This window comes from Sulfuricaulis sp., assembly GCF_040901545.1.
Taxonomy (GTDB): Bacteria; Pseudomonadota; Gammaproteobacteria; order Acidiferrobacterales; family Sulfurifustaceae; genus Sulfuricaulis.
Window position 1 is genome coordinate 151,010 of sequence record NZ_JBBDYL010000004.1, and the last position, 17,681, is coordinate 168,690.

9 protein-coding genes are annotated in these 17,681 nt (G+C 55.2%); 1 reads left to right on the forward strand and 8 read right to left on the reverse strand.

From position 1 onward, the window contains the following. Nucleotides 1–40 precede the first annotated feature (40 nt). The 8 genes from WD823_RS00895 to WD823_RS00930 form a co-directional block, all read right to left on the reverse strand. Nucleotides 41–1,537 (reverse strand): alkaline phosphatase family protein, encoded by a 1,497-nt coding sequence (locus tag WD823_RS00895; RefSeq protein WP_368427588.1) that lies wholly within the window; start codon nucleotides 1,535–1,537, stop codon nucleotides 41–43. A 188-nt stretch (nucleotides 1,538–1,725) separates the two neighbouring features. Next, entirely contained in the window at nucleotides 1,726–4,458 is a 2,733-nt protein-coding gene (locus WD823_RS00900) for an SLBB domain-containing protein (protein WP_368427589.1), read from the reverse strand. Nucleotides 4,459–4,901: 443 nt separating this feature from the next. Beyond that, nucleotides 4,902–7,091, reverse strand: coding sequence for a YjbH domain-containing protein (locus WD823_RS00905; RefSeq protein ID WP_368427590.1), 2,190 nt, complete (start codon nucleotides 7,089–7,091; stop codon nucleotides 4,902–4,904). Nucleotides 7,092–7,327: 236 nt separating this feature from the next. Next, the gene (locus tag WD823_RS00910) at nucleotides 7,328–7,606 is read right to left on the reverse strand and encodes a hypothetical protein (RefSeq protein ID WP_368427591.1); all 279 of its coding nucleotides are present in this window, start codon (nucleotides 7,604–7,606) and stop codon (nucleotides 7,328–7,330) included. A gap of 354 nt (nucleotides 7,607–7,960) precedes the next feature. Beyond that, complete coding sequence (locus tag WD823_RS00915) at nucleotides 7,961–10,297, reverse strand: response regulator (protein WP_368427592.1); 2,337 nt, start codon at nucleotides 10,295–10,297, stop codon at nucleotides 7,961–7,963. Nucleotides 10,298–10,664: 367 nt separating this feature from the next. Next, on the reverse strand, nucleotides 10,665–10,778 hold the full coding sequence (locus WD823_RS00920; RefSeq protein ID WP_368427593.1) for a DUF5989 family protein: 114 nt from the start codon (nucleotides 10,776–10,778) through the stop codon (nucleotides 10,665–10,667). A 38-nt stretch (nucleotides 10,779–10,816) separates the two neighbouring features. Further along, a complete protein-coding gene (locus WD823_RS00925) occupies nucleotides 10,817–11,224 on the reverse strand; it encodes an SxtJ family membrane protein (protein WP_368427594.1) in 408 nt (135 codons plus the stop codon). Nucleotides 11,225–11,229: 5 nt separating this feature from the next. Beyond that, complete coding sequence (locus WD823_RS00930; protein ID WP_368427595.1) at nucleotides 11,230–13,074, reverse strand: carbamoyltransferase; 1,845 nt, start codon at nucleotides 13,072–13,074, stop codon at nucleotides 11,230–11,232. Nucleotides 13,075–13,500: 426 nt separating this feature from the next. Here WD823_RS00930 and WD823_RS00935 point away from each other — a divergent pair, with 426 nt between their 5' ends. Further along, on the forward strand, nucleotides 13,501–17,658 hold the full coding sequence (locus WD823_RS00935; RefSeq protein ID WP_368427596.1) for a tandem-95 repeat protein: 4,158 nt from the start codon (nucleotides 13,501–13,503) through the stop codon (nucleotides 17,656–17,658). Nucleotides 17,659–17,681 lie beyond the last annotated feature (23 nt).

The following is a 17,681-nucleotide window of genomic DNA, read 5'->3' on the forward strand; positions in this document are numbered from 1 at the left end:
CATCTTGAAATCTTCGCCCGATGTGTCGCTACCGGCCTCTTTAATTTGCCATATCGAATGAGATGGGAACGCCATCGCAGTCGGGAAGCGTGAATTCGAGCAATGACGTAATCGTCGGCGCGATGTCCTCGACCGCCATGGGGTTAATCATCCCGCGCCGCGTCACGCGGGGTCCATGGGCGTAGAGCACGCAATCCGGGTTATGGTCTCCCGTGCGTGCGCCGATAATACGGGTTCCGGTGACGAGGCCGATCTTGGGAGAAGTAACCGCCCGGATGGGGGCCTCGCGCGCCCAGACCGCTAGAAGGTCCGGAAGCGTATCAAGGCGATGGCCGTGACACTCGTCGGCAACGCGGACTACTTCTTTGACAACGGGACCTCCGGTGTCGGCGTTTACCAGATCCAGTAGATCCTTGGTGAGCGATTTACATACGGTCTCATAATCCGCTCCCGGCTTCACGCATCCCGCCGGCTCGCGTCCAATGACATTGATCCGAACTCCGCCAGCAGTCTCGTTATGTGGAATCTCAAAGTATTTGCGCCGGCCGATGCTGTACACTGACTTTGCATGATTAATGCGTTGGCCGAGCTTTTGGAGCACCGCCGGTCGCAGCCGGCTCACAATGGCGTGGGGAACAAGGTTCCTGTCTCGGTCCGGCCGTCCATCGATCCGGCGCAGTATTTGGTCGAAAAGAAAGTTGCCGGAGTAATTAGGGCCCATGCCCGGGCCGGCGAACACGACGGTCATCGTCTGCGGCCCAATACAGTCAAGCAGCCTGCCGATTGCGCTGTCGAGCGCGATATAAACGTCCTTCACCGGGTCTCCGTAACGTTGGACCCATTGAGCATCGTATAGGGCGTGGCCCGGGTCATGTTGGTGCCAGCACTGATGGCCGATATCATGGGCATCGCCAAACGCCACCATAAACAAATCCCACGAGTCTTGCTTTAGGTAACGCTCGCAAAGCGTCGCCTTGGCGTGCACGCGAGCGACCATGGCGTCGCGGAACGACTTATATTCCTCGGCGGTTCGTTGCTTGTAGGTATCGGTTTCGCCATTAAAGGGATCGGAACCATAACGAGCGATGATTTCTGACGCTAATGAGGCAGGCGAGCTTCGTGTTGGCCATTTCCGGCTGTGCACATTCCAATCAACGATTTGAATACCTTCGATGTCTTTCAAGAGCGGGGCCTTTACCATATCTATAGTCGCAACCCGGTGACCGGCCTGACTTAGAAATTCCCAAAAAGGCTTGTGTCCAAATTCCACATCTTCCGCGAAGTCTTCAATATTGTAAGTGCCGAGCTTGATTTGTCGGTAAAAGTAACGGCCGTGCCGGCCGGGATTGACGCCGGTAAAGAGACTTGGCCATATCGCTCCATCGCCAAAACCGCGTGGCCCTCGCACCCGCGTCCACGCGCCCTTGCTCCGCAAGCCTTGCAACACCGGCAACCAGCCGGCATCGCAACCCTGCGCGAGCAGCGCGGGATCGGCCGCATCCAGACCTATGAAAAGCACTTTTGGTCGCGTTGTCATAAACTCCCCTTCGGAGAAATGCAAAGAATCCGTGCCGGATTTTCTTCTAAGGAAACCCTGAATAATCCGATGTAGGGTGCGTCCCATGCACCATTTTGTCGATCGGTGCGCAGGGCGCACCCTACATTTTTGAATAAATCAGAGGTTCCCTAACATTATTTAGCCCAAGAAAGAGTAAGCATCATTCTTTAAAATACACCGGCTGCATCCAACGCAGCCACCGTGACCGCCAATTGGAATAGTATGGTTGTGATTTCACCGAAAAGCTTGAGGCCGCTCACCCGGTCAACCTTCAACGGCACGACAATGGTATCGCCGGGTCCCAGTTCCGCGTTGCGGCTGAACCATCCGGTGGGGGGGCTGACCGATCCGTCGGCACGCACCACATACGTGGCGCTCCGCTTGCCCCGTTCCGTCACTCCGCCACTCAGCCGCACGTAGTCAGTGACGCTAAGCTTTGCATCGAACAGATGCGACGTGGGATGGTAAACTTCACCCAGCACGGTGACTTCTTGGGGCCGTTGGGGAATAAAGAGCTTGTCACCCTTCTGGACGGTCACATCGAAATTTTCGCGACCTTGCAACAAGTCATTTAGCTTGATTACCGTGCGACCCGCAGCCCTGGTTGCCCGTATTTGCCGCAGCAGGGCTTTGCCCTGCGCCAGAATCTCCTCTTTTTTAACGCTGGCACTTGTTTCCTGCACACTGAGGAGCGCGAGATCGCGCTCCAACTGGCTTGCGAGTCGTTCGAGATGTTCCTGTTCGCGTTCGCGTACCGACTCACGGACAAAGAGCGCGCCATCGGGATAGGCCTGATCCGTGATCCCGCCGGCGCGCCTGAGCACATCGCTTAATTTCTCATTGCGGGCGATGGGGTATTTACCGGGAAATTTCACTTCACCGACAATTTCAATCGCGCCTTCTTCGTCCCACTTCGGGATCCGGCGGATGATCAGTTGATCGTGCGTCCTCAGCACCATGTCTTTTTGCGCGTCGGCTTTCATCACTGCCGCGACATCCACATTTTCTCGCGACGATTCCCGTTCCTTGCCGTCAATGACGGTGAAGCGCGTCAGTTCAGCTTCCATGGTATAGGCGCGGTCCGTGAGTCCGCCGGCGGCGCGCAACAAATCGCTGACTTTCATGCCGGATGACAAGGGGTACCGGCCCGGATGATGCACCGTGCCTTCGATAACGACTTCGCGCACCGGATTATCCGGCGCGGAGCGCGCCCTGGCCTGTTCGAGCAGCGGTTTGATCAGCGCTTCGCGTTTGGCGCGTATGTCGAACGCATGAATCTCGTCCCGAGGTTGAAGCAGAACATCGGCCGCGCCATTCGGATTATTCAAGGCGGCAATCAAGTCCGTATCGAGAAACGTGATGGTATGGTCAAGCGCAGCTTCACGTTTAATCAGCAGATATCGGGCGTCGGCCTGAGGCTGCAGGTCGGATACCGAGAGAATAACATGCGTGAGGCGCATGTCCGGCTTCCATGGATAGACGCCCGGGCGTTGCACCTGTCCCGCCAGTTTGACGACGTCTTTCAGTTGCTCGAGCGATGAATATATTTTCACGATATCGCCGTCGCGCAGCGCGGTATTTCTTGCTGCTTCCTGCGCCAGATCGACTCCGATCAGGGTGCGCTCGCGATTCTCGAGGATTCGCTCCACTTTCACGTTTTGCAGATACGCATCGGGCGCCAGGCCCCCCGCCATCGCAATCAAGTCGCCGATGGTTTTTTCGTCCTTCAACTCATATATCGCGGGGCGTCGGACCCGGCCGGCGATTCCGGCGGTTTTGCCGATGGGCGGAATGAAAATGACATCGCCCGATTGCAACCGCGCATCCGCGCTGTTATCGCCGCGCAGCAATAAATCGTAAAGATCCATGCTCGAGATCGTCTTGCCTTTACGCTTGAGCTGGATATCGCGGAGACTCCCGATGCGCTTGATGCCGCCACTGGTAAACAGAGCATTGGTCAACGTAGACAACCCGCTGACGATATACGATCCGGGCCGCTCCGCGTCGCCCAGCACAAATACCCGAATTGACCGCAACCGGCCCAGCGTCACGGAGGCCTTCATCCCAATCAATTGCTTCTGGACCCGGTTTTGAACCTGCCGCTCCAGTTGCGCGAAGGTGAGACCCGCTACCGATATGGGTCCGATGCCGGGAAACAGGATTTCGCCGTCGCGGGTGATCACCAGCTCGTGTTCCGCGTTCTCTTTGCCGAACAACTGTACCAATACGGAATCGCCGGGCCCAACGGTATAGTCCGCCGGTATGGGTATATCCGTTCCCGGTGCGAAGGTTTTGGGGACACCCGTGAACAAATCATATCCGAAGGGTTTCAGCGGCTCTTCCACCGGCAGCCGCTTTACCGTTACTTGCAGCCCTTTGAACGCCGATTCCGCCGCGATGCGCTGTTCGGCCTCGGTTTCATTCAGACCCTTGAGCACGATACGGCCGGCCTTCTCAAACGTTACCGCGCCGAACTGATCGAGCACGTGTAGTTTTTGTTCCGGAATACCAGCCTGTGCGTCGCGATCTTCCTGGGAAAATTTATCTGGTATTGGTTGGGCGACGGCTTCGGTCAACACACGCTGGAATTGGATGACAACCGTATCTCCGGCCTTGAGTCGCGGTGGTTGTAGCAGGCTCGGATCGATAACTGACACTGCATTCGATTCGGTTATTCGCGAACCAGAATTATCAGGAACGGCTGAGGACCCTCGATCGACCGGTCCGCGTGTCTTGCCCTGCAAGGACCGAAGGATTGCTTCCCGCTCAGCCTTGGGCAATTGCTGAAACTGCTGCATTTGCTCCTTGGTGGGCGCCGTGTCAGCGGGATAGGACGCAGGGGGAAACCAAAGCAGCAGAACAAAAAGTACGGCGCCCCAGCGATACAACGGAATTGCCATGCTACCCTCGTGTGTCTTTATGATTCTAACGGCTTGTCTGCTCAGCGTTAGGCATATTACCGGCCGATTGCGACGCATGACAAGCCGGAATCCCTAAAAGCGCCAATAAAATGTACATCGCCACGAACCCCCTCTCCCTTCGGGAGAGGGCCGGGGTGAGGGGATTCTTAAACTCACCGCGGAAATATCCCCCTCATCCTGGTTCCTGCCGGGGCGCACGAAAATTACGCGCGCCCGTTCGACGGCGCGGATGCACGTTAAGTGCACCCGCGACGACCCCGTCTCACCTCCCGGAGGGAGAAGGAACTCCATTTTTGACAGCATGGTATCGGTTTTCATTTTGTCAGGGACCTTAAGTGCCAAGAGAGTAGAATCCAACTATGTGCGGCGTTACCGTTGTACTGTGCAAGAATTACCCCAGTTTCATGCCCACACGCATGTTGCTATTTTGCGAAATCCGTCAGCGGATTGTGTTCCCCGCTGTCAAGCATCAGCGGCCGCTCTACCATACGGTAAAGATCGCCCGGTGAAGTAACCATCTGGCCGACATCCCTGGTGGCTTCCACCAGCGCGAGACTTGACCGCTGCTGGGTATCCTTCGTCAACATCGAACCCAATGGAACTGAAATGAACAAACCCTTGTCGCGGAATAGGTCGCCGGCGCGATTCGGCTGGGTGAGGTCATTCTCATTCGTGTGCGTGAACCAGATACCGGTTTCAACGCCGGAACGGAATCTTCGTTTGACCTCAAATCGCACGCCCTCATCCTTGGCCAGGAAGCGGCCAATTCGTGCTGTGGTTGTTATCCCGAATCCTGGAAATCTATAATGAAACGACCCTAATGACGTCACGACATCGTAATCACGAAACCCAAAGCTTTTTTCCGGCGCGCGCTGCTTGAGCCAGTCTATTGACAGATCAAAGGCCCAGTGGCTCCGTTCCGGCAGATACAGTATCTGTCCCCCGGTGCCGGCGAACATTTCTTCATAGTAACCAAGCGACACGCGCCCATAAACAGGTCTTCCTGGCTTAAAGAACTTGTTTAGAAGCAATGAATTTAATTTTATTGCATCACCTTCCTTCCGATAGGCAGTGATATCTGTTCTTACATGAGGTAAAACACTCGCTGAAGGCTTTATGACGTCAGTGACATTTTCAAACAACTGCAGTCGAGCCGCTCCATCGAGAAACAATCCATTTCCCAAATGCTGGGTATGACCGAATAAAGCGTACGTGTCATAGCTTGCATTGCCGTTTGGATTTATGAAATAAAAACCCAGATTGAATGGGGCGATATACGATCCAGATAGCGAGCTGCCCTGGCGGCGAAATTGCATGACCTCGCCTCCATCCTCGGACGCACTCCGCGGGGGCGTGTTTTCTGCTTCATCGTAGCGAGGCAGTTTATCCAGCGTGTTCAATCGGGATAAGTCTGCTGTCCCGGTAGATTCAACCGTGATGTGTTTACGCGCATCGTCCCAGGTAACCTCGCCGGCGAAATAACGCCGCACCAGAGATACGTCATCGATGGTATACGTCAACAACGGCAGGTCGTTCAGCGTATAGGTAATCTTGAGCGTTTTCGTTTCCGCCGGGGTCAGCAATAAAATCGTTCTGGCCGCGCGCCCGATGGCACGGCTCATCAGGGATATCCGCGGATGGGTCAGACTTGCCTCGGCAATGCCGTCGTCCATGCGCAGCTTGATGTTCTGGAATTCCTGTCGCTCCAGCGCCTGGACAAGTTCGCGGGTATGCCGAGGGTCCGATCGCCATTCCTCCAGGGTCGGCAGTGTTACCGTCTTGGTATAAGGTTTAGGTTCATGGACTTTGGGAATGAATTCTTTCTGCATGAGCGGGATGGCGACAAAAAAATTAACGGCGGATTGGTCTTCCTGATGTGACAACTTGGCGCCCAGCCAGCCGTACTTATACTCGATGCCATAAGTCGCGCCCCCTTTACGTTTATCAGCCCCGGAAAGACTGGCGTTAAAATCATTCTTATAATCAGTGGCATCATGCTCAACTACAAAACTGAAATGTTTTAGCCAAGATGGGCTGTAACGCAAACCTCCAAACGCGCCATCGATTCGATCCGTTCCGTAACCTGCCGTAAAATCGATTGATCCGATCTGCTTGCTGAATGCAATAAAACTCGCTTTTGATATCCGCGTGCCGGTAAAGTCTTGAGTACCAATACTCAGCTGCGGAAAATACTGCGACTCTTTAAACAGCACAGCTTTTGCATCAAATGCTTTGTCAACATAATTTCCGAAATCTGGATCATTTATCGAAGCAAGAATTCCATCAATTCTTGTAAAACGAGCAGATAATTCTAACCGCGGTAGATAAGTTATGCTGCTCCATAGAATAAAATAAGGATCGTCACTGCTCACACCGAATCTCAGCGTACCCTCTTCCTCGATCCGCGCATCAGGCATGTATATAAGACCTGTTTGGCCGAGTACAGTTGGCTCAGCCGCACGGACTATAGTTGAAATTAAGAAAAAAAATGAAATGATGATTTGCCAGAGGCTGCAGTATAGAAGCCCCCGCCTAAACCTTTTGGCATGGACGAACAAACAATCGCGGTCTTTGTGAACTAACGATCCTACCAGCGAATCAATGATCTCCAACCTCCAGTTAAATACGCTTTATTTTATTAGTGCCCAAAATTAACTGGGTATCTCGTAATTGATTTATGTAGGAAATATTCTCTCTCGGGTCGATAGCAGAATAACTCGATTTATAAAACTGAAAAGCAGTTTGTAGCCTAAGGATTATACATAGCCGATGAGAGAGCATGATGTCGAAGCGTGACAACTGATTGAGTCACAAGCTGCACGGGCTGTTATGACCCGTTGACGAAATTTTATGGATGGCCTCCACCACCGCCACCACCCGCTAAGGCCAGTAATCCGGCAATCGCAAGGCCAAGTTTTGCAGCCGGTGACATTGGCTGGGAATCAGCCGGAACATCTGGAGTTTTTGCCGTCTCTGTTCCTGGCGGCGTGGGTGCTGCAGGAGAGGATGAAGAATCCTCACCGATAGCCTTAGCCACCTGTATGCTGCCCTCGCCCGCGGCGTGAACGATCGGCGAAATCGCGATGGCAATCGAGATGCACCAACTTAACAAGGTGTGTTTCTTCATCGTTGCTCCTCAGCCATATGTAACGGCATCTGTATTTTGTGCCCGATCATCCCGCCCAAGGTACCTGCAATTCGCTGCGTTGTCATACCCGGGAACCATGCCCACAATGCATCAACGAATACAACCATCAAACCACACATTATTTCTGCTGACAATGGAAAAGTTCATTAGCATTCAATACAGTGCTAGCAGGTTGCTGAAAAACTCCCTCTCCCTATGGGAGAGGGAAGGGGTGAGGGTGTTCATATTCCATTAAGCATTTGTTTTTTAATGTCCCCCTCATCCTGACCTTCTCCCGGAGGGAGAAGGAAAAGACTTTTTCAGCAACCTGCTACAGACACTGTTTGTGCGGTCTCAGCCTCCGCCAGCCCTGCGCTGGCCGTGATAAAGTTGCTTAATGAGCAACCGTCCGTCATTTTTCACTACATTGAAAGTCAAGCTGCCCACAAAGGCCTTGATTTGCGTCTCGCCTTTTTTCCGGACCTTGACCTCGAAATTTCCCCAGCCATCGGCCGTGTTGTCACGCAATTCCCAGGCGACGTTTCCGAGAGTCATATGCCGCAGATCCGTGGTTTTGAACAGGCCTTCGTAATCTTCACGCAAACCTTCTTTAGTAGATTGGTCATTCGTGCGCACATTTTGATCGAACAGAGTCAGGAACTGGTTGATATCGCCCGCTTCGTAAACAAAAATGAATCTTTTAATCAAAGCGGCCAGCTCAGCCTGGCTGACGTGTCCGATGGGGGTAGCCGGCGCAATCGTCACGGGCGCCAGTTCAACTTTGCTCCGCGCCACTGTTGTATTGGATTCTGCTACCGAAGCACTCTGCGATGATTGTGAATCACTGGGCGACGTTACGGAGAAGTCACCGACGGACGCCGATTGCGCCGGTTTTTGTCCACTTGATGGCGCCTGCCCCAATTTCAGATCCTTGGTTTCTGCCTTCAACGGCCCCGGTGAAGACACGTTCGATTTCGAGAGTGAAGTAGATGCGGCGCTCGACGCACTTTTCCCCGCGCTTGATTTCTCAATGGTCGTCGTGGGTTTCGCCGATTTTTCAGTGGTCACGATTGATTTGCCGGGAACAGCATTAGCCGCCACATCGGGTAATTTTGGTTTCTGCGGTGAGCTTGCTGACACAGCCTGAGCGGCAGTCTTATCCGCCGGAGATGACGTCTCTTTAACCGTTGACTTGATCGCTCCCGGTATGGCCGATTGACTTTGTTCTTTTGCAGCACCACCCGCTTTATCTGTTACGCCGCTACCTGCCGTCATCGGCGACATCTCGGGCTGCGAAGCAGTGCTGCCGGATTTCGATAGCAGCGATGACGTTTCCTGCTCAGACAATGGCTGTCGTTGCGAATCATCGTTTATTGTCTTCGCATCAGATCCTGCCGCTTGCGCAACTTCGATTGGTTGTTCCGCCACCATTGGTTCGAACAGGTCAAGACGAGTGATCCCAAAGATGATTGTTAAAACTAACAATGTCGCGGTCAGCGTAATGGTGACAGTCGGGTTGAGACGAGACTTGGGTTTCGCCGCCATTGCCTCGAGTTGATTCGCTTTCCCAACCGCATATCGCTCATGCATCCCTGCGGTGGGTGTAATTTTCGCGTGGGCGGCGGAATGTTGCACTCCGGGTTTGGCGGTATCCGGTTTACCGCCAGCAGCCGTCTTGCTGGACTGTTTATTTGCCTGAGCCAACGATGCCACATGGGTTTTAGCGCTGCTTGCACCACCCTTGGCAGAAGCCGAGGCGGAGTTACCTGTGGAATGAGCAGCGCCTGATGGCGGCATGGGCACGTTCAAATTCGGCCTGCGATTGTAGGTTTTCTGCTTCTCGGTCTCCTTCAGTGTCTGGGCCAGCCGGTATCGGGCCAGGACACGCGCCTGCAATTCCGCGGCATCGGTACTTTTCGTGATAAAGTCGTTCGCCCCGCAAACCAAAGCCCTGAGTTTGGCGTTGGTGTCTTCAAGCGTCGTCACCACGATGATAGGAATGCCGGAAAGGTAGGATGGGGCTTTATCCGACCGGATACGCTCAATGAGGCCGTAACCATCCAGATTGGGCATCATCAGATCGGTCACCACCAGCTCGATGTCGTTATTCGCAAGCAAATAATCCCAGGCATCGTCGCCATCCGAGGCCTGGACAATCGTAAAATCTACCCCCAGGGCTTTATTCACCACGGCGCGTATGGTCGGAGAATCGTCGACCACAAGAATGGTCGGCAGCGCCGTGCCTGAACCAGGCTTGACGGCTATTTCCTGAGCGCCATTGCCACGGGATTTCGCGGCGACACCCGCGGTGGTCTTGTTGTGGTCGATCTTCAGGCTCGAAGCCGCGCCCATTTCGAGTTCTTTGGCAAGCTGCTCGATCGACAATCGATCGTTCTGCTGATTATTCAGGACATGCTCCTTGTTGTTCCGGTTTTTCTTTATGGATTTGTCCAGCATATCCGACATCCGCACCAATTCGTCGATGGCCGCTTCAACGACATCGTTGGTAACTTCACGCTTGGGCTGTTGAGAACCGATGGAAACTACCTTGTAATAAAGTTGGCTAAGCCGATTTTCGTAACCCCGGCTGAATTGATGAATCATCAAGTATCCGGGCTTGTCGAGATTGACGGCCCATCCCAATCTGCTCAGGCGCTTATCGATATATCTTTTGGTTTCGTCCAGGTTCATCAGGATAAATTCTCAAAAATATCAAAACCGAGACGTTAGGTACGTGAGCTCAAACTCGATCGGAAGAATATCAGTCTATCGGTGGACGCCCGAACATCCGGCCGCAACTGCTTAAGCACCACCCTGGGGCGAACTCAGAGACCTAACCCCCATCTACAGACCTGATATTTATAAAGTTAAATTTTATCACAAGCGTCATCCAGCAGCATCCGCCGCGATAAACGGACCGGTCATACCCGGTCGCAGGATGGTAAACGCCTTTTCTTTCAAACAGATATTCGCAACCGTGTTGCCGTCACCACCGGCGGCGGGATCAGCGGCTTAAATCAATCGATTTAACATCGGCCATGCAATCCGGCGCCCACCTTTAGAATAACGTATAGATAAACGGCGCCACCGCCGAACCCTGCGTCAGAACGATCAACGCGCCGAGCAGCACCAGGATAAGGATAATCGGGGCGAGCCAGAATTTCTTGCGCACTCACATGAATACCCACAGGTCTTTAAGCAGATCAAGCATTAGAAAGGTCTCTCCAGATGTTTTCGCGATTGATCGATACTCGTCACCCGGTACGTGGGAGCCTTGGCATCGAAGCGCCGTGACATGGGGTCATTGCCGAAAACACGCATAATACCGGCCGCGGGCAATATAACAACGTAGAACATGAGTCCGAGGATGATGCGGGAGTTAACCCATCCCAGGACATGGCCAATGGCCATCCAGGCGCGATAAACCGGGTGCAAAGTCGCGGGAATCAGGAGCGCCCACGCCGCCAGGATTCCACCGACTATCCAGGGCCACAAGGGAAAGCCATGGCCGATAATCCATGGCAATAGCACGCCAAACAGAACCGCGGTAATGGCGCCGGTTGTCAGCCCGAATTTGCGCAAGAATATCGCGTCTGGTGTCGCGTTTATCAAAGCCATGCGGATCAGTCCAAGGTAAACTCTTTGCGCCAATCACCGGATTCCTGCCACGACGGTTGATCCTTTTTGGCCAGGAGAATATTTTCCATCACCAGATAGTCCATCTCGGTGCGCATGAAGCAGCGGTACGCCTCCTCCGGCGTACAGACGATCGGTTCACCCCGAACGTTGAATGAGGTATTCACCAGCAACGGGCAGTTGGTCAGCGACTCAAAGGCCTCAAGCAGCGAGTAAAACCTGGGGTTGGTCTCGCGATGCACTGTCTGGATACGCGCCGAGTAGTCCACATGAGTGATAGCCGGGACATCGGAGCGCGGTACGTTGAGCTTCTCGATGCCGAACAATTGTTGCTGCTCCGGCGTCATGGAGATGCGCCGCTGTGGCGTGACCGGCGCCACCAACAACATGTAGGGGCTCGCACGATCGATCTCAAACCACTCCGACACCTTTTCAATCTTGATCGCCGGGGCGAAGGGTCTGAAAGACTCGCGGTACTTGATCTTCAAGTTCATCACCGACTGCATCTTTCGCGAGCGGGCATCGCCGATAATGGAACGCCCACCCAACGCTCGCGGGCCAAACTCCATTCGTCCCTGGAACCAGCCAATCACATTTTCCGCCGCCAGAATTTCCGCCAGGCGCGGCATCAGGCTCTGGTCATCAATTTGCACATAAGGGGCTTTGATTTTGTCGAGGTAGCGGCGAATAGCCTCATTCGTGAAGCACGGCCCCAGATAGGATCCGCGCATGTTATCGGCGCCGTTGGCGTGCCGCGGCTTTTCCAGATACTCGTGCCAGACCGAAAGCGCCGCCCCCAGCGCGCCGCCGGCATCGCCCGCCGCCGGTTGGATCCAGATATCCCGGTAAGGGCCCTCGCGCAGAATGCGCCCGTTCGCGACACAATTGAGCGCCACGCCACCCGCGAGACACAAGTACTCCGTTCCGAGTTCCTGATGCACGGTACGCGCAAGCCGGAGGATCACTTCCTCCGTTACCGCCTGGATCGAGCGCGCGATGTCCATCTCACGCTGGGTCGGGGGCTCCTCCGGCTTATGCGGTGGACCGCCGAAGAGTTCGTCGAACCGGCGGTTCGTCATCGTCAGGCCGGTCGCATAGTTGAAATACCGCATGTTGAGCCGGAAGGTGCCGTCCGCTTTGAGATCGAGCAAATGCTCAAGGATAAGATCCACATATTTAGGCTCGCCATAGGGCGCGAGGCCCATTAGCTTGTATTCGCCGGAATTGACCTTGAAGCCTGTGTAGTACGTAAAGGCCGAATAGAGCAGGCCCAGAGAGTGCGGAAAATCGATCTCCCATTTCGCGGTGAGACGGTTGCCCTCGCCGAGCCAAACGGAGCTTGTCGCCCACTCACCGACACCGTCCAGACACAATACGGCCGCCTTCTCATAGGGGCTGGGGAAGAACGCCGAGGCGGCATGCGAACGGTGGTGTTCATTGAACAGCAACGGTGGCAGGTTTTTTTCATCGAGCCCGCTCAACGCCGCCAGTTCTTTTTTCAACGTGCTCTTAAGATAAAGCTTTTCCTTAAGCCAAATCGGCATCGCGGCGACGAACGAACGAAAACCCTTGGGAGCGTACGCGAGGTAGGTCTCCAGCAAGCGCTCGAATTTTACCAGCGGCTTGTCGTAAAAGACGATGTAGTCAATGTCCTTAAGATCGCGACCGCCCTGCGTAAGACAATACTCGAGTGCATTTTCCGGAAAGCCGGCATCGTGTTTCTTGCGCGTAAAGCGTTCTTCCTGCGCAGCGGCAACGATGTTGCCGTCCACCACGAGCGCCGCCGCGCTGTCGTGGTAATACGCCGAAATCCCGAGTATGGCCTGACTCACAATTACTCCTTAAGGCATTGCCGCAATCCGGCAATCGATAAATAATTCGCTGAACTCATTCTAACTTTTGTAGTGGACTCGTGAATTCCCTTGCGCAAAAGGGATAAAGTATCGACGTTAATCCAACCCCGAGCAACTGAGTCGTTGTTGGTTCCTTCGGTACTAGCCAGGGTTTGAAGCAATCGCTTTATTCATATTTATTCGATTGTTATGAACCAATATTCATGATTTTATTCAATATCGATTTACTAATACTGCCAAGGTTCCCGAAATAACGAGTTGGTTGATAGATACTTCTAAGTCAATCACGTATTATCTTTCCTATTCGGGAAAAAACTTCTAGCGCCAAGGATGGACGCGTTGTGACTACAAGAATTGGGGTCGCACGTGCATATCCTTTTGCGACGGTTTATACGGTTCAGTACCGTGATACTGCTGCTATGGATCGAGCAGTTGAATGCAGCAGGTATGCTTGTGCTTGCTCCCCACCCCGATGATGACGTTCTTATCGCCTCCGGAGTAATCAGTAACGCGATCAGCCAGGGACAACCAGTCAAGGTAGTTTATGTAACCAACGGCGATATCAGCGGTACTGGTCAAGGGTTTCTACGAGAGGGAGAAGCGGTAACAGCGCAGACAACCTATCTCGGAACCGCCGAAAATGATCTGATATTCCTTGGCTATCCAGATAGTCATCTTCAGGAAATATATTCTAATTTTATAAACAGTGGCGATCGTTATACGACCCCTTTTGGTCAATCCGTGACCTATGGCAATCGCGGTCTCGGTTTAAGCGATTACCACACGTTTCGATTCGGTTCGGCTGCGCTCTACAATCGCTTCAATATTGTTCTCGATCTACAGGACATCATCTCCACGTATCGACCTGACCATATCTATACCGTCTCTGAATACGACACCCATACCGATCACTCTACAACCTACAGTTTGCTTAAGCTTGCACTCTCGGCGGTGTTTAGTGTCGATCCGAACTACAGACCCGTTGTGCACAAGACGATGGTCCATTTCCACTTCACTTGGCCAGCCCCTCCGGACCCCACAGCCTACAACACTCATGACGAGGGTCACTTCGCCGATGTAGGACTGCAATGGAACGACAGAGAGAGTCTTGACGTTCCGTTTTCGATGCAGTCAACCGACACGGCATTGAATCCAAAGTATCAAGCCATCGATACGCATGCCAGTCAGGGAGGCAACAGCGATGCCCTGTTGGGAAGGTTTCTACACAAGGACGAGGTTTTCTGGCCTGAAAATTTAAATGGCAGCAACCGACCCCCTCGGGCTAATGCCGGATTTAATTTTGTTGTGGGCCAGGGAAACGCAGTACAGCTCAACGGCACGGGGAGTGTCGATCCCGAGGCAAGCCCATTGACCTACCAATGGACTCAAACCGCGGGTCCGGCGGTGGGGCTCACCAACGCCGCGAGCGCCACACCTTCCTTCACCGCGCCCTCGGGGCTGTCGCAGAACACCATCCTTACCTTCCAGTTGGTGGTGAGCGACGGAGAGTTGAGCAGCGCTCCTGATCTGATGAGCATTACAGTGCAGTCCACCGCCCCCTCCAATAACTCCCCCACCGCCAACGCCGGACCGGATCAGGCGGTGAACCCGGGTGCGCTGGTGCAATTGAACGGCACCGGAAGTCTCGATCCCGAGGGCGTCTCCCTCACCTACCAATGGACCCAGACCGCGGGTCCGGCGGTGGTCCTCGTCAACGCCGCGAGCGCCACGCCTTCCTTCACCACGCCCTCGGGGCTGTCGCAGAACACCATCCTCACCTTCCAGTTGGTGGTCAGCGATGGCATCTTGAGCAGCGCCCCCGACCTGGTGAACGTCACGGTGCCGGCGACGGCCAGCGGCAACATCGCCGGCCTCGCCACCGTCACGGCCTCCTCGCAGAATCCGGCGGATAACCAGCAGGCGATCAAGGCGGTCGACGGCGTGGTGGACGGTTACCCCGGAGATTACACGCGCGAGTGGGCGACCTTGAGCCAGAAGGTCGGGGCCTGGCTCAAGCTCACCTGGGCCAGCGCCTACACCGTCAACCAGGTGGTGCTGCATGACCGGCCGAACAGCAACGATCAGATCACCGGCGTGACGCTGAGCTTCAGCGATGGCTCGAGCGTGGCGTTGGGAGCGCTCACCAACAACGGCGCCGGCGTGACCGTGAACTTCACCGCGCGCACGATCACGAGCCTCACGATGACGGTCACCGGCGTGAGCGGCACCACCATCAACATCGGCCTGGCCGAGATCGAAGTCTACGGCGTGCCGGTGCCGAGCGGTCCGCCGAACCAACCCCCCACCGCCAACGCCCAGTCGGTCACCACGCCGGAAGATTCACCAAGGTCGATCACGCTGACGGGCAGTGACCCGGACAGCAACCCGATCACGTTTGCCGTGGCCGGCGGCCCCGCGCACGGCAGCCTGTCCGGCACGCCGCCCAATCTCCTCTATGCCCCAACGCTGAACTACAACGGCCCCGACAGCTTTACCTTCACGGTCAGCGATGCCGCGCTGACCTCGGCGCCGGCCACGGTCTCGATCACGGTCACCGCCGTGAACGATGCCCCCAGCGCCAACGCCGGATTGGATCAGCCGAGCGTGACCGCCGGGGCGGTGGTGTCGCTGCCGGGCAGCGGCACCGACATCGACGGCACGATCGCGAGTTACACCTGGACCCAGACGCTCGGTCCCGCGGTCACGTTGAGCGGCACCAACACCGCGACGGCGGGCTTCACCGCGCCCGCGGTCAGTGCGGCCACCGTGTTCACCTTCCGGCTCACCGTCACCGACAACCAGGGAGCCACCGGGTTTGATGACATCAACGTCACGGTCCGTCCGCCGAACCAACCCCCCACCGCCAACGCCGGACCGGATCAGGCGGTGAACCCGGGTGCGCTGGTGCAATTGAACGGCACCGGAAGTCTCGATCCCGAGGGCGTCTCCCTCACCTACCAATGGACCCAGACCGCGGGTCCGGCGGTGGTCCTCGTCAACGCCGCGAGCGCCACGCCTTCCTTCACCACGCCCTCGGGGCTGTCGCAGAACACCATCCTCACCTTCCAGTTGGTGGTCAGCGATGGCATCTTGAGCAGCGCCCCCGACCTGGTGAACGTCACGGTGCCGGCGACGGCCAGCGGCAACATCGCCGGCCTCGCCACCGTCACGGCCTCCTCGCAGAATCCGGCGGATAACCAGCAGGCGATCAAGGCGGTCGACGGCGTGGTGGACGGTTACCCCGGAGATTACACGCGCGAGTGGGCGACCTTGAGCCAGAAGGTCGGGGCCTGGCTCAAGCTCACCTGGGCCAGCGCCTACACCGTCAACCAGGTGGTGCTGCATGACCGGCCGAACAGCAACGATCAGATCACCGGCGTGACGCTGAGCTTCAGCGATGGCTCGAGCGTGGCGTTGGGAGCGCTCACCAACAACGGCGCCGGCGTGACCGTGAACTTCACCGCGCGCACGATCACGAGCCTCACGATGACGGTCACCGGCGTGAGCGGCACCACCATCAACATCGGCCTGGCCGAGATCGAAGTCTACGGCGTGCCGGTGCCGAGCGGTCCGCCGAATCAGGCGCCGGTGGCCATCAACGCTTGTGTATCAACCCCCGTGAATACACCAGTAACCGGTCAATTGACTGCGACCGATCCGGAAGGTCAGCCGTTGATGTATGCCCTTGTTACACAAGCCGGCAAAGGAACAGTGAACCTCGATATATCGGGTAACTATGCCTATACGCCCAATAATCCGAATTTACGCGGGATGGATAAATTCACCTACAAGGTCACGGACGCAGCCGGACTCACAGCAACTGGCGACGTGTGGGTGCTCATCGACGGAGCCGTCCGGATCATGCCACTGGGAGACTCAATTACCGCGGGTTACCCGGGCCTTAATATCACGGAACCTTTCTGGGTCGGTTACCGCCGTAAGCTCTATAACGATATTTCTGTACTCAATCCGGCCCGGTTCGGTATCAACTTCGTGGGGACCGTCACCAACTTGGGGTCAAGTGCTAACCCGACACTCGCCGATCGCGATAACGAAGGACACGACGGCTGGCGCGATGACGAGATCGTCAATGGATCCGTAGTTCCGGGCAAACAGGACCCTGCCTGTCCTAATTGCAATATCACCGATTGGCTGAACAGCGCTCGGCCCGATATCTTACTGCTACATATCGGCACCAACGGCATAAACGAACCAGGCGGTACCTCTTCGGCAGACGTCGCCGCAATTCTGGATAAGATCAAGGCTTGGGAGATCGCCAATAGCTCGCCTGTGACCGTGTTCTTGGCGCGCATCATCGGCTCGCCTAATATCACAACCAATAGCAATATAACGTCATTTAATAACAATGTAGAGTCGATGGCACAGACCCGCATTGATAGTGGAGACAAAATCGTCATCATAAATCAGCAGACGGGAGCAGGGCTTGATTACTCAACCGATATGGGCGACAGCCTCCATCCGAACCAGACAGGCTATGACATGATGGCGGATAAATGGCGGGGGGATATGTTGACTGCAGACGTGCTACCCAACTGCCCGTAACGACCAAGACATCGTGCAGCGAT

Excerpts from the sequence above, each read along its gene's own strand:
- WD823_RS00915 (WP_368427592.1), bottom strand. The coding sequence starts at position 10,297 with ATGAACCTGGACGAAACCAAAAGATATATCGATAAGCGCCTGAGCAGA.
- WD823_RS00900 (WP_368427589.1), bottom strand. The coding sequence starts at position 4,458 with ATGGCAATTCCGTTGTATCGCTGGGGCGCCGTACTTTTTGTTCTGCTG.
- WD823_RS00910 (WP_368427591.1), bottom strand. The coding sequence starts at position 7,606 with ATGAAGAAACACACCTTGTTAAGTTGGTGCATCTCGATTGCCATCGCG.
- WD823_RS00895 (WP_368427588.1), bottom strand. The coding sequence starts at position 1,537 with ATGACAACGCGACCAAAAGTGCTTTTCATAGGTCTGGATGCGGCCGAT.
- WD823_RS00925 (WP_368427594.1), bottom strand. The coding sequence starts at position 11,224 with ATGGCTTTGATAAACGCGACACCAGACGCGATATTCTTGCGCAAATTC.